The sequence below is a fragment of the Pseudoalteromonas sp. DL2-H2.2 genome (assembly GCF_021532535.1).
Classification (GTDB): domain Bacteria; phylum Pseudomonadota; class Gammaproteobacteria; order Enterobacterales; family Alteromonadaceae; genus Pseudoalteromonas; species Pseudoalteromonas rubra_A.
This window is the reverse complement of the sequence record NZ_JAKGBD010000011.1, coordinates 1-16,682: the sequence shown is the minus strand read 5'-3', so window position 1 is coordinate 16,682 and position 16,682 is coordinate 1. Positions and strand designations below refer to the sequence as shown.

Annotated in this window: 22 protein-coding genes; 12 read left to right on the top strand and 10 right to left on the bottom strand. The window is 42.9% G+C overall.

The annotated features are described in order from the left end of the window. Window positions 1-61 precede the first annotated feature (61 nt). Window positions 62-460: a hypothetical protein gene (locus L1285_RS17300; RefSeq protein ID WP_235413394.1), complete on the bottom strand. Its 399-nt coding sequence runs from the start codon at window positions 458-460 to the stop codon at window positions 62-64. An 87-nt stretch (window positions 461-547) separates the two neighbouring features. Between L1285_RS17300 and L1285_RS17295 the strand changes: the two genes are divergently transcribed. Then, window positions 548-988: a MarR family winged helix-turn-helix transcriptional regulator gene (locus L1285_RS17295; RefSeq protein ID WP_235413393.1), complete on the top strand. Its 441-nt coding sequence runs from the start codon at window positions 548-550 to the stop codon at window positions 986-988. A 96-nt stretch (window positions 989-1,084) separates the two neighbouring features. Here the strand turns inward: L1285_RS17295 and L1285_RS23980 are convergent, their stop codons facing one another. Next, window positions 1,085-1,303 (bottom strand): hypothetical protein, encoded by a 219-nt coding sequence (locus L1285_RS23980; RefSeq protein ID WP_442960516.1) that lies wholly within the window; start codon window positions 1,301-1,303, stop codon window positions 1,085-1,087. 353 nt (window positions 1,304-1,656) lie between these two features. Here L1285_RS23980 and L1285_RS17290 point away from each other — a divergent pair, with 353 nt between their 5' ends. The 4 genes from L1285_RS17290 (at window position 1,657) to L1285_RS17275 (ending at window position 3,780) form a co-directional block, all read left to right on the top strand. Next, window positions 1,657-1,908 carry a hypothetical protein gene (locus L1285_RS17290; RefSeq protein ID WP_235413391.1) on the top strand — a complete coding sequence of 84 codons (252 nt, stop codon included), beginning with the start codon at window positions 1,657-1,659 and terminating at the stop codon, window positions 1,906-1,908. A 117-nt stretch (window positions 1,909-2,025) separates the two neighbouring features. Then, window positions 2,026-2,427 (top strand): GNAT family N-acetyltransferase, encoded by a 402-nt coding sequence (locus L1285_RS17285; protein ID WP_235413389.1) that lies wholly within the window; start codon window positions 2,026-2,028, stop codon window positions 2,425-2,427. A gap of 275 nt (window positions 2,428-2,702) precedes the next feature. Then, on the top strand, window positions 2,703-3,146 hold the full coding sequence (locus tag L1285_RS17280; protein ID WP_235413387.1) for an LIC_13387 family protein: 444 nt from the start codon (window positions 2,703-2,705) through the stop codon (window positions 3,144-3,146). Next, window positions 3,136-3,780 (top strand): DJ-1/PfpI family protein, encoded by a 645-nt coding sequence (locus L1285_RS17275; protein ID WP_235413385.1) that lies wholly within the window; start codon window positions 3,136-3,138, stop codon window positions 3,778-3,780. The genes L1285_RS17280 and L1285_RS17275 overlap by 11 nt, the downstream gene beginning before the upstream one ends. Window positions 3,781-3,849: 69 nt before the next feature. On the opposite strand, the gene L1285_RS17270 is transcribed toward L1285_RS17275, so the two are convergent. Both L1285_RS17270 and L1285_RS17265 read right to left on the bottom strand, forming a co-directional pair. Then, window positions 3,850-4,371, bottom strand: a complete 522-nt coding sequence (locus L1285_RS17270; protein WP_235413383.1) for a hypothetical protein — start codon at window positions 4,369-4,371, stop codon at window positions 3,850-3,852. Window positions 4,372-4,574: 203 nt separating this feature from the next. Continuing rightward, the gene (locus L1285_RS17265) at window positions 4,575-5,408 is read right to left on the bottom strand and encodes an alpha/beta hydrolase (protein ID WP_235413382.1); all 834 of its coding nucleotides are present in this window, start codon (window positions 5,406-5,408) and stop codon (window positions 4,575-4,577) included. A gap of 439 nt (window positions 5,409-5,847) precedes the next feature. Between L1285_RS17265 and L1285_RS17260 the strand changes: the two genes are divergently transcribed. From L1285_RS17260 to L1285_RS17230, 7 genes are all read left to right on the top strand, one after another. After that, window positions 5,848-6,648, top strand: coding sequence for an ion transporter (locus L1285_RS17260; RefSeq protein WP_235413380.1), 801 nt, complete (start codon window positions 5,848-5,850; stop codon window positions 6,646-6,648). Between the two features lie 214 nt (window positions 6,649-6,862). Next, window positions 6,863-7,768, top strand: a complete 906-nt coding sequence (locus L1285_RS17255; RefSeq protein WP_235413378.1) for a hypothetical protein — start codon at window positions 6,863-6,865, stop codon at window positions 7,766-7,768. A 254-nt stretch (window positions 7,769-8,022) separates the two neighbouring features. Next, window positions 8,023-8,331, top strand: a complete 309-nt coding sequence (locus L1285_RS17250) for a hypothetical protein (protein WP_010385201.1) — start codon at window positions 8,023-8,025, stop codon at window positions 8,329-8,331. 389 nt (window positions 8,332-8,720) lie between these two features. Continuing rightward, entirely contained in the window at window positions 8,721-9,224 is a 504-nt protein-coding gene (locus L1285_RS17245; RefSeq protein ID WP_235413377.1) for an RNA methyltransferase, read from the top strand. 276 nt (window positions 9,225-9,500) lie between these two features. After that, a complete protein-coding gene (locus L1285_RS17240) occupies window positions 9,501-9,803 on the top strand; it encodes a DUF6172 family protein (RefSeq protein ID WP_235413376.1) in 303 nt (100 codons plus the stop codon). 371 nt (window positions 9,804-10,174) lie between these two features. Continuing rightward, entirely contained in the window at window positions 10,175-10,489 is a 315-nt protein-coding gene (locus L1285_RS17235) for a hypothetical protein (protein WP_046005575.1), read from the top strand. A 593-nt stretch (window positions 10,490-11,082) separates the two neighbouring features. Continuing rightward, complete coding sequence (locus tag L1285_RS17230; protein WP_235413375.1) at window positions 11,083-11,736, top strand: vWA domain-containing protein; 654 nt, start codon at window positions 11,083-11,085, stop codon at window positions 11,734-11,736. 186 nt (window positions 11,737-11,922) lie between these two features. Here the strand turns inward: L1285_RS17230 and L1285_RS17225 are convergent, their stop codons facing one another. The 6 genes from L1285_RS17225 to L1285_RS17205 all read right to left on the bottom strand — a co-directional run bounded on the left by L1285_RS17225 (window position 11,923) and on the right by L1285_RS17205 (window position 16,509). Then, on the bottom strand, window positions 11,923-12,360 hold the full coding sequence (locus L1285_RS17225) for an acyl-CoA thioesterase (protein WP_046005573.1): 438 nt from the start codon (window positions 12,358-12,360) through the stop codon (window positions 11,923-11,925). Between the two features lie 293 nt (window positions 12,361-12,653). Then, the gene (locus tag L1285_RS17220) at window positions 12,654-13,085 is read right to left on the bottom strand and encodes a hydrogenase (protein ID WP_235413374.1); all 432 of its coding nucleotides are present in this window, start codon (window positions 13,083-13,085) and stop codon (window positions 12,654-12,656) included. Next, window positions 13,082-13,204, bottom strand: coding sequence for a hypothetical protein (locus L1285_RS23670; RefSeq protein WP_268836135.1), 123 nt, complete (start codon window positions 13,202-13,204; stop codon window positions 13,082-13,084). The genes L1285_RS17220 and L1285_RS23670 overlap by 4 nt, the downstream gene beginning before the upstream one ends. Window positions 13,205-13,257: 53 nt before the next feature. Then, window positions 13,258-13,851 (bottom strand): Crp/Fnr family transcriptional regulator, encoded by a 594-nt coding sequence (locus L1285_RS17215; protein ID WP_235413373.1) that lies wholly within the window; start codon window positions 13,849-13,851, stop codon window positions 13,258-13,260. A 369-nt stretch (window positions 13,852-14,220) separates the two neighbouring features. Beyond that, on the bottom strand, window positions 14,221-15,861 hold the full coding sequence (locus L1285_RS17210; protein WP_235413372.1) for a methyl-accepting chemotaxis protein: 1,641 nt from the start codon (window positions 15,859-15,861) through the stop codon (window positions 14,221-14,223). 159 nt (window positions 15,862-16,020) lie between these two features. Further along, a complete protein-coding gene (locus tag L1285_RS17205) occupies window positions 16,021-16,509 on the bottom strand; it encodes a hypothetical protein (RefSeq protein ID WP_235413371.1) in 489 nt (162 codons plus the stop codon). Window positions 16,510-16,682 lie beyond the last annotated feature (173 nt).

Here is a 16,682-nt window from a genome sequence, read left to right as displayed (position 1 = left end):
GGACAAACTTGAGAATGCCAAGCTGCTACATATCTGTAATGGTCCGGGTGACTTACGAAATCTACCTCTCTTTCACCATGCCCGTTGAGCTCCTATGAAGGAGTTGCAGTATTGCGAACGCAGCAACTAACCCAGCAACCAACACTGTGGCAATGATACCCTCTTGTGTTGTGATCCAGACCTGTGTAAATACAAGCGACATGCTAGCAATCACCCATAAAACATCACCGGCAGAAAAGTAGTAAATCAGGTTATTTGACGGTGGCTGGAGGGTTGATGCCCATAACAGGTGGAGACCATTCAGAATAAGCAATATACCTAAACCGAGTAAAACCAGCGGTGGCGGTGGCGCAGTTCCACCCAAAAAGGTGGCAGCCAACTCCGGACCAATGACAAAAACAAGGCCAAACATTAAACAACTATTAGCATTTGCTCGCATTACTTTAGTGAGGGTTAACATTGTAATGACTCGTATGTATACTTGGTTGACATAGGTTATGTGTAGAATTTATTCATGTCAACTCAGTTTACAAAAAATGGGGTTCCTATGGTGGAATCTCAATCTTTACAACTCATTCAGCGTGCATCGCAACTCAATGATGTGATGACACATCATATTTCTGAGCGGCTCATTGCTAAAGGGCACACTTCACTCACCCCGTCTTTACTGTCTTTCTTGAGCACGCTTGAATGTGGCGTGAACTTTGGTTCAGAGATAGCCAGAAAACTGGGTGTTACAAGACAAATGGTGGCTAAAACAGTCAAAGAGCTATGTCGGCTAGGATACCTGGAACAAGTTCAGGGTACAGGACGACAAAAAGAAATCCTGTTTACAGAGCGAGGGGAGCAGCTGATGTCAGAAGCAAGAGCCTTACTATCTGAATTAGATAATGTGCTATTGGACTTTACGGATGGTGAAAAAATTAGCCAATTAATCAATGAACTAAGCCGCATTTATCAGCTAGTAGAACAGCAAACACACACCTGAGCAAAACAGTAACAAGGTATGCTCTGCCAGCTTGTTTTGGCGAGCATCTCAGGGATTCTCTAACTTAGGAACTTATCCAGATCAGGTGTTTCCAAGTCACGCAGCACTGGACTTAGACAGTACCCTAATGGTCAAAGTTTTTGCAAAAGTTTTTTGCAGGACACCCACCCTAAGATTAGATGAAGGTGAGTGTCCTGCGAAATTCCATGCGAAATTCCTTTTTTTATCATTGAATAGAATGTAGCCTTTGATCCAGTACAGATAGCTTTTCTCTGCTTTCAGACTATAGTGCCTGGTCCTAAGCTCAACGCGCACAGACTCCAAAAAAGGTGAATGAGGCTATTTACAAGTCAAATTTCTCGTTTTCTCCGCGCTTGAAGGTCTCGTTTAAGCCAGTCATCATTTTTAGTTTATTAGATTCAAAAGGTTAGTAGCTTTACATAACGAGACCCCAAGTCTCGCTATGATCACGGCTCGGTTTCAACAGCACTGCTTTGGCTTGAGGAACTAATAAAATAGTGGTAGGTTATTGTTCTTATTATGAATTAAACAATTTAGCTGTGGATCTGTATGATTTTAGGAACTAGATCTAACCGGTATTCACGCTAATAAGCGTTAGCTACCAAGCCCAAATGATGATTAGAATTATACAATTATTGATGATTTTAATGGCTTTAGTTGCTGGGTCATATCTTTTTGAAATGTCGTTTCTTGGCGTGGCACTCTTTCTATCAGCTCTATTTTTTATTGGTGGAATAGTGACTGAAGGTGAATATATGCCAGGTCAGATGTTCAACCCTGATGACAAAGAGTTGCACCCAGCTAAATTGCTTTCCGGTTTGGTTCTTGTATTCGTTGCTTTATTAGCTCTTGGGTACTTTTACCCGTCACTCTATAACTATGGTGCGTATGGAAGCTAACAAAAGCAATTAATGCGGACAAAAACTCATTGGCTGCACCTCGTACCTCGGGCATTATAGCCAATAAATTTTTGCCGTTTATTGCGGCCGTTAGTTGCCAATGGATTGAGTGAAAAAATGAGTATTAAAGTCTCATCAGATAAAACGTTATTGGATGTTGATGTCATACATAACTATATCAGTGAACGTTCATATTGGGGGCAAGGTCGCACCAAAGACCAAGTTCTTAAATCTATAGATAACTCCATCTGCTTTGGGCTTTATGTTGAAGGCTCACAAGTTGCTTTTGCTCGCGTTGTAACAGATGCGGTGTGTTGCGCGTATCTTCTAGATCTATTTGTACTTGAAGAACATCGAGGCAAAGGTTATTCCAAGCAAATTCTTGAGGCTGTATTTGCACACCCTGAGCTTCAAACGGTATCCTGCTTATTACGCACCGCTGATGCTCAAGGGCTTTATCAACAATTTGGTTTTGAGCCTGTTGGTAATCAAAACGACTTCATGCGGCGTAGTGCCTAGCTGGCAGCACAGTTTGCAGGACACCCACCCTAAGATTGAAGAGCAAATGGGACGTTACAGCTCCCTCCCAGCAACATACCTCTGGATTTGGGGCAATTTTTCTGAGCATATCCTGTAGGATAGTGGCATCACGCTTGGTGCCGTTGTTAAGCTAGTTTTGGCGAAATAAACTTCGCTTAAACCATACCGCGTGTGTCCATCATATTGATTTAAGATACAAATCTCTGAGAGAGTGCCTCAGAGCAAAGTGTTGTGCGCAAGGGAAACAATAAGCTATGGAAAAAATACTATTTATTACAGGTGCATCAATTTTTGGCCTTTTGGGGCTGCTACACCTGATTTACACCTTCTTCTCCAAAAAGTTCGATCCCTACAACCTGGCAGTGAAAGAAGCCATGCTTAATACATCTCCCAGAATCACAAAACAAACCAATATGTGGCAGGCCTGGGTAGGCTTCAATGCCAGCCATAGCCTTGGCGCGATTTTTTTTGCCGCCTTTTTCATTCCTTTATGCATCAACCACTTTGATGTTGTCGCGGGCTCTCTCTGGTTTTCAATTCTGCCATCGGTTGTAGGTGTTAGTTACCTCCTGTTGGCAAAAAAAGATTGGTTTAAAGTACCGTTCACGGGTATTTTAGTCTCCTCGGCTTGCTTGATAAGAGTGGCCTGGTCAGTAACACGTAACAAAGCGCAGCAAGGGAGCAAGTATGATGTATAAAGTTGGGATTGTTTTGTTTGATGATTTCACGGATGTGGACTTCTTTTTGATGTATGACTTGCTGGGTCGCACAGCCGATAGCTGGACGGTTAGCATACTTGGCACTCAACCTGAACATCGCTCCCATCTTGGTATGAAAGTCAAAACCGACGGACACATTTGTGCGGTGGCAGAGCAAGATGCCGTGCTTATCACAAGTGGCAAACGCGGTATTCCAGCGGCAATGAAGAATACAGAGTTTATGTCGGCGTTGAACCTTGACCCAAAAAAGCAGCTCATTGGTTCGATTTGTGCGGGTTCATTTGTCCTTCACGAGCTTGGTTTACTAAAAGGTAAGCCTTTGACAACAAACCCAGACGCTAAGACTGCCCTGCAAAGTTTGGGTGGAGATGTTCAGGACACACCGCTCGTAATAGAAGGCAATATAGCAACGGCTGGTGGCTGCCTTTCACTGATGTATTTAATTGGTTGGCTGGCCGAGCGGCTGTTTGATTCAAACAAGCGAAAAGCCATACAAAATCAATTGATACCCGCAGGGCAGCTCGCGTTGTTTGAGGAGTTGATAGCCACAACAATTCAATCAGCAGAATTGGCAAACTCGCAAAATAAATACCTCGCGGTGACGACCAACTAAATACGAATGGAAAGATCATAGCATAGCTTGCAGCATATTCGCTGCTGCAAGCCTGCGGGTTATACTGGATTAGTTCACCAGTTTATACGCAACCCAAGTGGCATTTAAACGCTTATCTACGCCTTTCATCACATTCGGTAAAATTTCGGTAACACTGTATTGCCACTGGCAACCCGTTTTATCTAAGCCGTAATTTAGCGGTGTACAGAAGTCCAGTGTGCCAGTATTACTCATAGTTACGTCTAAAATGCGATAAAACTTGTCGTCGTGTGTTTCAAGTACACCACCCTGACCCGTAAAGTTGAGAAACTTCACTTCATTACGGCCATTATACTCTAAACGCCAACGGGTGCCCGGTAAAGATTCCAGTGAAGCCAGCGCATCGTTGTTTTTCAGCTTATATTTCACCGCTCCAGTACTGGTTACCCAAACCAGGTCTTTTCTGTTATCAGCATTGATATCAACGATGTGTAACGTTTTTACGTCTTCGTTGATAAGCAGATCCTGAGTCACGCCAAAGTCCTCTGCCGTCGCTGCATTTGCAGCTCCCGCGAACAATAGAGCTGACAATGTGATTACTGAAGTTTTCATAATTTTCCTTAATTAAAATTATTGAGTTCAATTTTGCTTTAATAATATTGCATCACGCTCTGCCTTGGCTTATGCAATTGAAGACCCAATTTGGGAACGAGACAACCCCAATGATAGCAAGATAGGTTTAGATAAACCACAGATAAACAAGCAATTAGTACCAACTGATTACTCAATAGCCTCGCCTAAGGTAAGCGTGATGATTAGTCCCGATATAAAGCTTTCAGCACCTCATCCACAGAATATGCGACGACCGGAATATGTTCTTGTTTGTATTCCAGGTAGGTCGTATCCAGTTGAGCAAAATTGGCACGTGTAAGTTGCGCATCAAACTCGCGTACATAGAGCACATTACCAACTTTGCCATTGGCTCCAACCAAAATAGTGCGGCTCTTTAATGTTGAACTCTGCCCTCGTCTGTCATCTATCAACTGAGAGGTAGTGTCGGTATGTGCCCAGAAGCTGCCATCAAACGAGACATGACGATGAAAAAAAGGCTGCTGCGGATCGTCCATTAATAATGCCAGGCCAACAAACAACCCAGTATAGGAATGGCCCATAACCGTCCTGTCGGATTTATCCACCGGGTAACGGGCTTCTAACTCCACTGCCAGCTCTTTGCGAATAAAATCAAAGTAGTCTTGTGCCAGCGGCCACTGTGAATAAGCCTCCCGGTGCTTATAACCTTCATCGACATAGTTTTCTATCCCGACCAGGATCACCGCCATTTTATTATCGTCCAGGCTATCGGCAATGGTGTCAAAACGCCACTCTGCATCTAATACGTAAATCACCGGATAACGTTTATTGGCAACGCGATTCTGCGGCAGATAGACCCTCAGCGGATACGATACACCGGTATAGCTCGAAGAAAACGCGTCCAGCTGCAATCGCTCACCCGGCAAAAATGGCTGTGCAGTTTGTTCAGACAAACCTTGCTGTGCAGCTTCTGAGTCCGAGCTTCCACCACAGGCGGCCAGATTGATTGCCAAAGCACAAAGGAAAAGGCGCGTAACAAGTTTAAATTGCAAATACATCAAGAAATTATCCTGTTGAATTAATCGTCAATATCAGCAGCTCTATAGTAACGAAGTTCTAAGTGAATTGTTATTACTGTACTTCATTACCTACAGAGGCTGTCTCGACACGAAAAATAACGAAGAAAGAAATCGAAGACACCCATTTCAAATTTCAAAATATACCTACTTAGGGCTCAAATGATGTAAAGCCGGGCTGAAATAGTTTTGTGTGCTAGCAAGCACCACAAACCTTGAAAAAATCGCAGTTTCCCGACATCATATTTGAAGAAAGAAATCGAAGACACCCATTTCAAATTTCAAAATATACCTACTTAGGGCTCAAATGATGTAAAGCCGGGCTGAAATAGTTTTGTGTGCTAGCAAGCACCACAAACCTTGAAAAAATCGCAATTTCCCGACATCATATTTCACTCTGAAAATTACCTAAAAAAGAACCATGACATCTTCTAACTTCTTTATGACGAAACTGACGGCGATTGTCGAAGCCCGATGGTTTCAGAACTTTTTGATTGCTGTCATTTTATTCAATGCCTTCACCTTAGGCCTGGAAACCACACAGTTTGGTAAAGCTAATGCCGCAATCCTGCATAAAATTGATTTGGTTATTCTGATGATTTTTACCATCGAGCTGATACTTAAGCTGATGGTATATCGCCTTAGATTCTTCAAGTCGGGGTGGAACTGGTTTGACTTAATCATTGTTGCCGTTTCCTGGGCTCCATCCAGTGGCCCACTCTCCGTGTTGCGTGCTTTTCGGATCCTGCGGGTGTTACGGCTGTTCTCAGTCGTACCACAAATGCGTCGGGTCATTGGTGCGCTTGGTCACTCACTGCCGGGGATGGCATCGGTCATTGGCGTACTGGGTATCGTGTTTTACGTTTCAGCCGTACTCACCACTAAACTGTTTGGTCAGCATCCGGATCCAAACATGCAAGAGTGGTTTGGCAGCATCGGCGCTTCTGCCTATACCCTGTTCCAGGTGATGACGTTAGAGAGCTGGTCGATGGGCATTGTACGCCCGACCATGGAGCTGTTCCCGCAATCCTGGTTGTTCTTCGTACCTTTTATCATTATTACCAGCTTCGCAGTACTGAACCTCTTTATTGGTATCATAGTCGATGCCATGCAGGTAATGCATGAAGAAGAAGGCAAACCGGATCAGTTACTTGCAACCCGCGAAGATATTGAACGAGTTGAAGCCAAGCTGGATGCGCTGTTAAAACAGCAAAAAGACTAACCGCAACAGGCTTGCCGCTAGCGTGACTGCAACGTCCAAGCGGCAAGCTCTTGCCTCTTCACTCATACACTCATGCCATAAAAACCTTATTATTGTGCGGCAGCGGCTTCATTACGCACTCTCATTTCTGGTATGTAACTTGCTGTATTTGATATAGATAAAACAAGTGCTGGAACACTTGTCGTTAACTCTAACCTCATCAAAGGAGCTGAACATGCAAGTTACATCCAATCCCTATCAGGTAAACAACGCATATCAGAAACCCGCTAAAACGCCACAAAGCACGGATTATATACAACAGCAATCCGAACAACAGTCAGAGCAGGTAAATGCGCCAAACAATGGCTTCGATGTACGCGGACAGGTCAACCTGGTCTATTTGCTCAAGCCAGAAGACATTACCAAGCTTTCTGATGAACCCAATTTTCTGGCCGATTTTGATATCACTTTAAGAAGCCCGGAAGAGCTGGAACAACAATACACCCAAAAAGGCCTGCAACGAGATGTGGGTACCATTATCTTTGTGGAAGGCAAAGCGGTCGCATCTCAAGGCTATGACGGTACCATATATGGTCAGGGTCCTGTGGCCGATATTTTCAATCAGGCAGGTCAAGATCCTGAAAAAATAAAACAACTCGTTGCCCAACACTTCCCCGATGCCCGCGTCGAATTTTACGCTGAAGGCAAAGGGCCAACCAATGCCGAAGTATTTGAGCTACGCTATGGCGAAACCTATGAAGACTTTGTGCGTGAGCAGGTGCAAAGCCATAGTGACCATTACCTGACCGACCAAATTAATGCCGAAGAAAACTATCGTAGAAAATTAATGTTTGAGCAGACGCCACAAACCAGTGTGTTCAGCGTTGATGGCCGGGTAGTGGCAAGCAGAGATGAAAAAGGCTTTGTCGACGTTGGCCAGCCCCTGCTAGCCGAAGCAGATGCGCGAGGCATAGAAAGAGAAACGCTCAAAGAACTATTCAGATATTCTCCTGAGCGTTCACCTGAAGACTATCAAGCGCTATTAAACCAGGTATTTGGTGATGGTGTTGAGTTGCACAACTACGACGCAACTGCAGCGCCCACAAGAGCAGAAGTACGTGAACTTGCTGAGACAGGCTAAGCACCTCAAGCATTTATCGATGATTAATTGCACCAATATCGGACATTTATCGCACAACACTCATCTTGATTGTTATGCTTCCTCTGATAATAAAAATATTCAGTTCATCATCAATACCATGCTGGGTGGTGCTCATTCCCGGACAGCAAACGTCCGGGTTCTATCAGCCTGGCTTACTTCTCACTTTCTTTACCAATAAAGTGTTAGGTATAATTCGAGGTTAACGCCATACAGGCTTTAAATTTGGAAACCTCATGAAAAAGCTCTCTAAAGTTCAGCAAAAACAACAGGCACTGGTGCTCACGGTGGCCGATGCAATCGAAGAACAAGCCCGCGCAGAAATCCCAGGCATGGTGCAATGCTGGTTTGATGTGGAATACCACCTCTTTCCTGGTTCCCTGCTTCTGTGCTTTCAATTTGAAGATCAAGCCACTTTGGATGCAGCCAAGCCCGACTTACTCAAATGGCAAAAGCGCCTGAGCGCCGCAATGCTGAAAAAAGGGGTGATCCTCAAAGATATGCGTAAGCATTTAACTTTTACATTGGAAGGGCCAGAGGATTGATATTTCAAGGCTTACTGTCAATGCACTGCAGTGTAAGGTTGCGCGGACAAAAACGAGCCAAAAGTTAAGACTAACGACTACGCCCATGAATAGAGCTGCCAAGTCGCCGTGTTCATCGAAACGCATTGAATAGCTGAACACTATGATAAAAAAGCAAGCAAAGCTAGTTCTAACATCCGCTTCGGTTGCCTAGGTAGCACAGCACTACTTTTGTTACGCAATGCTCGCACTTCCATTCTCAAGTTCATTCAGCTGGACAGATCAAACTCTCTGGCTGGCACAAAAATATCCGCATGGTACAATCGGCCGTCAATTTTTTTGGCAGCCCCGCTGCCGTCTGTTAGAAGTTTTGGTAGCCCTGCTACCTGTAATGTTGAGAGTAAAAGAGTATGAGTGAGTCGTTTGCCGCGATTGGATTAGTCAATCCGAAATCGCCGACTAACGTAGGTGGCGTATTAAGAGCAGCGGGTTGCTATCAGGCGCAGGCCGTCTATTTTAATGGTAACCGCTATGCCAAGGCTGCTAAATATCATACCGACACTAAAAACATCGCCGATAATATCCCCATTCAACAAGTTGATGATCTCACCAGCTTGAAAGTACCAGGCCGATCGCTGGTCTGTATTGAGCTGGTGGAAGGTGCGACACCATTACCACAATTTACTCACCCCGATAATGCAATTTACGTTTTTGGTCCCGAAGATGGCAGTTTGCCACAGGAAATTGTCGATGCCGCCGACGCCGTTGTATATGTGCCTACCACAGGGTGTATGAACCTGGCCGCCACCGTAAATGTGTTGCTGTACGACCGTATGGCGAAGCGCTCAAGCGGGTTTGACGCGAGCCAGATACTGACCAGCCGGGATACCAATAATCGTTTGGTGGTTGGGTAAGTTTACAGGCGACACAGCACTTGCAAACATAACCAGTACGACATTACTGCAGGCACTGCAGTAGTAAATAGAGAAAGGCGACTTACCTTAAATGGTCGCTATGTAAGTGCGTTCAACAAGCGCATTTACAATCCTCGCCAGCCCGCTGAATATAACGTAAAATAGCGCATTACATTTCTGTATTTATCCATACATAGGCTTTACGCTTAATAAATACACATTCCTTACTCAGGCATGCTTTTTTGCCGACTGAGTAATTTCTGCTTGAAGGCAACTATGAAAAAAACATTTGAACTGACTCACCCAAAAATCAAACTTGCAAGACGCGTTGACGCCGTAAAACACGAGCTTAAAAAGTACCTGAAACGCGAGCGCAACAAAACTTTGCCAGCTGGCGCTGACTATTGGGACTTTGACTGTAAATTCGGTAACACAGAAGCGCAAGCCGAGCCTGTGCACGTATCACAGCTAAACAAGTTGATAGATAAGACTCAGGAAGAGAACCTCACCTCATTCTATGTTGAAATCCTGGCAAAGCCAGCCGTCAGAAAAGCGAATGATTTATTTGATGAAGAGTAAGGTGAGCGCCAGGTAATACCTTTGTCTCACTTATCCTGACTCACTAACGGTTATGCCGGACCAACCTCAGCATAACCGTTTTGCTGTAAGCCTGATAGCAGCGTTCTCAACCGCCTTTTGGCTCCCTCTAACTTGTCTATGTACAGTGCAATAATCTGTAAGGCCCGGACATATCGTCTCCTGTGTTACCGCTCTTCACTTACAGTACGTTATAAAATTGACGCATCACTTAACCTTGGCTGCTAAATTTAATCTGCGCTCTTTTTTTATTTATATTTTCAATATCTTAAAAACCAATGTTGAGGAAAATTAAAAGCTTGGTTTGAAAAATGCATTACGAGCACAGAGTCCAACTTAAGAATGTCACCAAGATGAATAAAAACGCAGATACAGTTTATGTGTTAAGCGGCTACGCTAAATGTTCAAACGCTCAGCACGGAAAGTACAAACCTGGCAATAAGCACTCCATCGGCCTACTAACAACCGATGAAAACTACCAAGACAACATCAATCAGCTTAAAACTTTTATTACAGATTTAGGATGGGAATCCATTACGTTTTGTATGGTTGAAGAGGTCGACGATATTAGTACTTTGTCAAATGACGTTTTGATATCCAGTTTTCTGCGTGCTCAGAAAAATGGTCAGTCACTGGTGGTGAATGATCAGCCAATTACAGTGCATTAAGATAATAACACAGGCTCAAGATCTCCTGTACTTAGCAGCCACCCTTGTAGTGCCTTCAGGGGATCTTAGAGTTCACAGATAAAAATTAATTGGATTGGATAAACAGGCCTATACAGTTGCATAACACCGCCTATGCTGCTCGATTACAGATAGAGCAGAAAACAGGTTCTAGCGCGCGAAATTAATTACTAATATATTCCTCACAGCGCTCGGCTGGCAAAAATCGTGACGACATGCTGAGCCCCGCATTCAAAGTTATACACTAACCTGGCAAATTGTGAGCGCTAACCGGGATAAAACGGCGCGTACCAAACTAACGAACTAACACTGTTGCTACTGTAAATCGCTCTGCAAAAATCAGCTGTATTGCTGACTTTCCCATGCAATTTGTGCACTCTAGCTTAACCGGATTCTTGCCTTAGTTTTCCCTCTCTTCCATCAAAGCAAAAACACAAAGCGCCATGTTTATGAAACTCAAAGATTAAACAATGCTCAGCTCCCAAGGTGTTTGTTGTGTAATAATGTGTAATAGGAAGCCGCTCATTAGTTGCTACTTTTCATATTGCCATTTAAACGAAATAAGGAAGAATGCAATGAGCGATGAAATGCTAGTTGATGTTTATTTTTTGATGGATGCAACAGGTAGTATGCAAAATGCAATTAATAGCGTCAAAAATGAGATTAAAGATTATGTCCAGGGTTATTGTAAATGTAACCCTGGGGTTAACCTTGCATATGGACTTGGTACTTATCGAGACATTTCGGACTCCAGACCATATAATTTTATCCAAACGATCAACAGTAACGTTGATACCTTAGTCAATAATTTAAGCTCAATAAGAGCGACGGGAGGAGGAGATCAGTTGGAAGGACAAGTAATCCCACTGTCCTTATTAAATTATAAAGCTGCGAAATGGCGTCCAGGTGCTCTAAGGCTGGTTGCCTGGTATGGCGATCATGGAGCACATTCAAGCCGCATATATAATGGCAAGACATATGATAAGCAAACGGCTTTAGATAATCTTCTTGAAACCAATACGATTGTTATCGGATTAAGTGTAGGAAACAATAAGCTTAATCAACAGGGTATTGCTAAATATATTACTTCCGAAACGAGTGGTCGGTATGTTGAGGATGTTAAGTACGACAAACTGTGCTGTACGCTCTTTGATGAGATCTCCGAACGGTTACACCTGAAGAAAGTGCCATCACCTTCCAGAACGCACAGTCTGGCCATGGAAAGTTGAGTTGGTATTGATAGAGGCTATGTGATTTTTTCTCATAGCCCTTCTTGCAAGTTTTTGCGGTCCAGATGTTTAGCAGACACCCATTTCAACATTGTCTACCCGCTTGATATCTTTGTATCTGATAGATGGGTGTCGGCCAAACAATACTCAAACAGCACTCGTATCGTCACCCAAAAGTAGCGGCTGCTATTGATTGTTGTCCAACTCGTATTGCTTAAGTATGGCCAGCATATTCTCTGGGATTGGCGACTTTTGCCCTGTTTTCATGTTAAACATCACCACATTTGCATACCCTGTTGTGCATACTGCTTGCTGCGACTCACTAAATGCTTCGTAGCGCATTGTGAAGCGATCTTCTTGTATATCAGTAATATATGAGCCAATATACAAAGTATCTGGAAAAGTGACAGGACGCTTATATTGCGCATAAGTATCACGCAGCACCGGGCTGTGAGTCGGTTCTGATAATATAGAAAGCAGCCCGGTTTGTTTTAAAAAGTCGATTCTTGCGGTCTCAAAGTAGCGAAAATACGATACGTTGTTCACATGCCCCAGCGCATCCATTTCGCCCCAAACCACGTTAATTTTGGTATGAACTTCATACTTATCAAAAAATTCCTGCATGCTCTTGCCTTTAATTCTGATTCTTTTTTTGAGGGTATCAACTCATCGTACCAGCAACAAGCACTATGCGATATTTCTATTATTCAGCTCGGTATCTACAGCAGAGCCAGACCTTCTAAAGTGCACTTTTTCGATCCGAACATCATTCTAGAGGTGAACCAAGAAAATCCAAACTCGGAACAGTTAACGCTGGGTGTCTTTCAAAACTGTCCCAAATTTGGCATAGGCGCGCCCGAAAGCTTCAATATTTGAAGTGGGTGTCTTCTAAAATTCTAAAATTTACCTTCAAAAGTTTACCCAAGTATCGGAAATAACCCGAAAACCAGCACGGTACAGGCGATTAGCGACAGTAGTGACCCAGAACGCACCATAATCTTAACCGTGATTTCGGTTGTGAGATTTGATGAAAATCCAGCCCCCGCAATTGGCAGTGCTTTACTCGCACCTGTTACGGACGCAATTGTTATCCCCAGCCAAATCAGTATAAATCCAAATGCAGAGCCGAAGGCTGCAAATAATTCCAAGAAGAAAGACAGCTCAACCAGCGACCAGATAACACCAAACAACGCCACAGCCATTCCACATTGGACAGCAGTAAGATGACCAGAAAGCGCCATCCGGGAGTTTTTTACTGCAGGGATCAGTGCTCCTTGTATTAAACCAACAAGAAAGAAAGCAATACCAATAAATATGAGTTGTGCACCTGTTTGTGTTATTTCCATCATAATGCTCCCTGTTTAAACACAACGCCAGCCTCAGCGCCGTCGCTTTCATTCCAGTCATTTTCAGTGAAAAGCAGGAAGCCATTATTGGCCTTTTTCTTAAGCTGTTGATAAGTATTCATTATTATTCTCCAGTGAAAAAACACATGGTAAACAATGAAATACAGCAATTCATTCACCTAGATTCATTTTTTAATTTACTTAAAGTCTGAGGAGCAATACCAAGGTAGGAGGCGATGTGATATGACTTAACTTGCTTAAAGATGGCTGGGTATTCGTCAAGCAAACGCGCATACCTTTGGGCAGCTGTCTCTGACATCAAAGAAAGAACACGTTTATATGTGGCCGAGTAATAAGTGTTATGTATCCATTTTCCAGCCAAAATCGCCCACTTTTTTTCTTGTGATATAAACTTATCAAGCTCCTGCAAAGACGTTACGTAAAACACCGAGTCTTCCAGAATTTCGAAATTAAGCATTGAGCCAGTTTTTTCATAAAAGCTGACGCTGTCGTCCATAAAGTGGTTTAAGCCATGCTTACTTTTTCCGCGAAAATAGAGTTGCCAGGTATGCTCCTTACCGTTCATGTCACTGAAATATGATCTAGCTAGCCCGCTTTTAATAATCCATATTTCACTAAATACATCACCGGCGCGATGTACCGTTACTCCTTTCTTGACATGTTTTATCTCAAACAGGTTGCACGCAGAGCCCCACTCTTCGTTGTCAACAGGAATATGCTGCTCGATCATTTTTCTAAAGTATTTCATATGTTTACAGCTATCAGTCTTGAAAGTAACGCACGTTATGAGAATTCCAAAAATACCTATTTGAAATCAATGTGATGAATACGCACAGCATTGGTCTGTCTAATTCAATTTATCAGCAATCAACCGGATAACAAAGTCTAGAAAAAATTAAAAAAAATTAAGACACCCATTCCAAGTTGCAGCCCCTCAACTGAGCGGGTACAGATATCGGTGGATGTCTTCCAAAACATTCCAGAACAGTGCCCAAAATTCTTTTCCCTCTACAACTGCCAAAGACCGCACAACAACAACGAAATGCTCACGCCAGCTGTTGCGCAAGAAAAACTTTATTGTCAGGGATTAGTTGACCACTACACCCAAAATTATCCTTTAAAACAAGCTCACCTCACTTTTGTTGGTTGATAATCTTTCAACCAATGACTGCAAGTCAACCGACGCTTTATTCACCGCAACGGAGACCTCATCGCTTTGTGCCATTTTTTCCAACGTTTCAGAGATCACCAGCATTTGCGCGACGTCTTCAACAATACTTTGCGAAATATCTTGTTGTTGCACTGCATTGTCATCCACTGAATGGGTCACCGTGATCAGGCTATCAAATGACGTCGAGGTTTGGCTCAGTACACTGCTCACTTGTGCAACTGATTGTGCGGTTTGCGTTGTTTTGGACAGACCGGACTGTATCGCGCTCACCGCTTGTTGAGAGCTTTGCAAAGTGCCGTCTATAATGTCTTTTATTTCAAGCGTTGAATTTTGGGTGCGTGTAGCAAGGCTTCTGACCTCATCGGCGACCACCGCGAACCCTCGCCCTTGCTCACCAGCCCTGGCGGCTTCTATTGCCGCATTCAGTGCCAGTAAGTTGGTCTGTTCTGCTATATTTTGAATGACTTGTAGCACATTAACAATTTCAGAAGAGCGGCTTTCTAGCTGCTCAATATTACCTGCAATTGCTTGCATCTCACCAACCAGTTCACCCATGCCTTTGTCTGCTAAGTCTAGAGAAGCTGCGCACTGTGCTGTCGCTTCGCTGGTTGATTTAAACGAGTCGAACGCCTGTTTTGAGTCCATTTTATTTTGTTCGGCAATAGTAGATAAACGTGCTGTGGCTTGGTTTAAACTATCGACGATTTTGCTTTGCGAAACTGAGCTGTTACCAATTTCGTCGGAGATTTCCGATAGCTGAGCAAATGCGGTACTCACTTCATGGTTAACTAAATTAATGAGCCCGACACTGTCAGATAACTTTTCCTGCATGTATCGCGCACTTTTAACCAATTCTCCTATTTCATCATTGGATTGATACGAAATATTTTTTGTGTAATCCCCTTCCGCAATCGCTTTTAATACTTCGTTGAGATCGCCGATTGGCCTGACAATCACTTTTTGAATATATAACAATACAAATATCACCCCAACAACCGCCGTCAGCATACTGATCAAACTCACTGTATAGCTGGTACGAGATGAAAACGCCTGTAAGTTTGCAAAATTATCATCCACGCTTTCATCTATCTTTTGAACAAGATCTATCAGTGAATCACTGAGAGCTCTGTCTATACCTTTAACATGTTGATCAGCCGTTTCTATGTTTAAACCGGAAGACAGAAAAATATCATAGCCTGCTTTGTATTTTTGTGTGGCATCACCATAATCTTCTAATATTTTGGCGATAAGTGCTTTAACCGATTTCGAATGCTGTTCTGATTGTGCAATGTTTTCGAGCACACCTGTTACCTCATTTTCTGAGTTTAAAAAACGCTGCCAATATTTATTTCGCTCAGCAACTGATTTAGAACGTATCAGCACATTTTTCCACTCCTGAACCTGAGTTTTAAACAGCGACAACGCCAAGCGCCCTTGATTGGCCGTATGTATATTTTTATCTTTGAGCTCGACAAATTGAGATTCAAGCGTATGCAAAGTAAACAACATTGCAAGAACAACAATAGCAAACATAGCTAACATTGCGGACATTGGACCTAACAGCTTAACCTTTAAAGAGCTTTTCATAGACTACCCCACACTACACTGATCTTCAGTTACTAAGGATAGAACAATTTTCAAACTCTTTATTTCGCTGCCAAAAATAGCTTTGTCTTGGTAAGGCTGGGCATCTGAACTGCAATTGATGTTGAAACAAGGTGTGTTTGAATGGGTGCCTGTGATTTGCTAATTCTTTATCACATGCCACTGTCCAAAAAGATGTTCCACACATTGGGTGTTTGGCAAGCAAACATCTTTGGGGTTTACTGTACCAAAAGCATAAATGCCTTCACCCATTCCGTTTTCACCTTTGTACGAAAACGCTTTCCTAATTAACCAGGCACCCTGGTAGTTTTGAAGCCAAAGCGAATGCAGGCCTGTTTTTTTATATGGCCCAATAATTTTGCTTAAATCTGGCTTAATCACTTTTTTATATTTGGGTTCTCCAGCCTCCCAGGCCATTGAACTTTCATCACGTTGTTGGGATTTTTCATACCACTGGATAGAAACATACCCTGCGTCCTCTGTAGCACTCATTGCTTCGATAAATTGATCAGAGTAAGTAAAAACAAAAGCAAAATGCTTAAGCTTACTTTCTGGCCAATAATACATTGACTTCAATAATAGTATGATAATTACTGAGAGCAGACTTAAATATAAAAACAGTTTTTTCATAAAAACTTTTATCGAGACACCCATTTTAAAATTTTGCCTACAATCATGGCAGGTTCAACTTGGAAGTGCACCAACTTTTTCATTATAGATTTCAAATGGAGTTTTGTAATCAAGGCACCTCCTGGGCCTTGAGTTTAAATTATGCTCTATTTCTTGAATCTGTTTGTTGGTTA

Excerpts from the sequence above, each read along its gene's own strand:
- L1285_RS17220 (WP_235413374.1), bottom strand. The coding sequence starts at position 13,085 with ATGATGGAAATAACACAAACAGGTGCACAACTCATATTTATTGGTATT.
- L1285_RS17235 (WP_046005575.1), top strand. The coding sequence starts at position 10,175 with ATGAATAAAAACGCAGATACAGTTTATGTGTTAAGCGGCTACGCTAAA.
- L1285_RS17295 (WP_235413393.1), top strand. The coding sequence starts at position 548 with ATGGTGGAATCTCAATCTTTACAACTCATTCAGCGTGCATCGCAACTC.
- L1285_RS17255 (WP_235413378.1), top strand. The coding sequence starts at position 6,863 with ATGCAAGTTACATCCAATCCCTATCAGGTAAACAACGCATATCAGAAA.
- L1285_RS17275 (WP_235413385.1), top strand. The coding sequence starts at position 3,136 with ATGATGTATAAAGTTGGGATTGTTTTGTTTGATGATTTCACGGATGTG.
- L1285_RS17290 (WP_235413391.1), top strand. The coding sequence starts at position 1,657 with ATGGCTTTAGTTGCTGGGTCATATCTTTTTGAAATGTCGTTTCTTGGC.
- L1285_RS17240 (WP_235413376.1), top strand. The coding sequence starts at position 9,501 with ATGAAAAAAACATTTGAACTGACTCACCCAAAAATCAAACTTGCAAGA.
- L1285_RS17285 (WP_235413389.1), top strand. The coding sequence starts at position 2,026 with ATGAGTATTAAAGTCTCATCAGATAAAACGTTATTGGATGTTGATGTC.
- L1285_RS17245 (WP_235413377.1), top strand. The coding sequence starts at position 8,721 with ATGAGTGAGTCGTTTGCCGCGATTGGATTAGTCAATCCGAAATCGCCG.
- L1285_RS17215 (WP_235413373.1), bottom strand. The coding sequence starts at position 13,851 with ATGAAATACTTTAGAAAAATGATCGAGCAGCATATTCCTGTTGACAAC.
- L1285_RS17300 (WP_235413394.1), bottom strand. The coding sequence starts at position 460 with ATGTTAACCCTCACTAAAGTAATGCGAGCAAATGCTAATAGTTGTTTA.
- L1285_RS23670 (WP_268836135.1), bottom strand. The coding sequence starts at position 13,204 with ATGAATACTTATCAACAGCTTAAGAAAAAGGCCAATAATGGCTTCCTG.
- L1285_RS17280 (WP_235413387.1), top strand. The coding sequence starts at position 2,703 with ATGGAAAAAATACTATTTATTACAGGTGCATCAATTTTTGGCCTTTTG.
- L1285_RS17210 (WP_235413372.1), bottom strand. The coding sequence starts at position 15,861 with ATGAAAAGCTCTTTAAAGGTTAAGCTGTTAGGTCCAATGTCCGCAATG.
- L1285_RS17230 (WP_235413375.1), top strand. The coding sequence starts at position 11,083 with ATGAGCGATGAAATGCTAGTTGATGTTTATTTTTTGATGGATGCAACA.
- L1285_RS17265 (WP_235413382.1), bottom strand. The coding sequence starts at position 5,408 with ATGTATTTGCAATTTAAACTTGTTACGCGCCTTTTCCTTTGTGCTTTG.
- L1285_RS17260 (WP_235413380.1), top strand. The coding sequence starts at position 5,848 with ATGACATCTTCTAACTTCTTTATGACGAAACTGACGGCGATTGTCGAA.
- L1285_RS17250 (WP_010385201.1), top strand. The coding sequence starts at position 8,023 with ATGAAAAAGCTCTCTAAAGTTCAGCAAAAACAACAGGCACTGGTGCTC.
- L1285_RS17270 (WP_235413383.1), bottom strand. The coding sequence starts at position 4,371 with ATGAAAACTTCAGTAATCACATTGTCAGCTCTATTGTTCGCGGGAGCT.
- L1285_RS17225 (WP_046005573.1), bottom strand. The coding sequence starts at position 12,360 with ATGCAGGAATTTTTTGATAAGTATGAAGTTCATACCAAAATTAACGTG.
- L1285_RS17205 (WP_235413371.1), bottom strand. The coding sequence starts at position 16,509 with ATGAAAAAACTGTTTTTATATTTAAGTCTGCTCTCAGTAATTATCATA.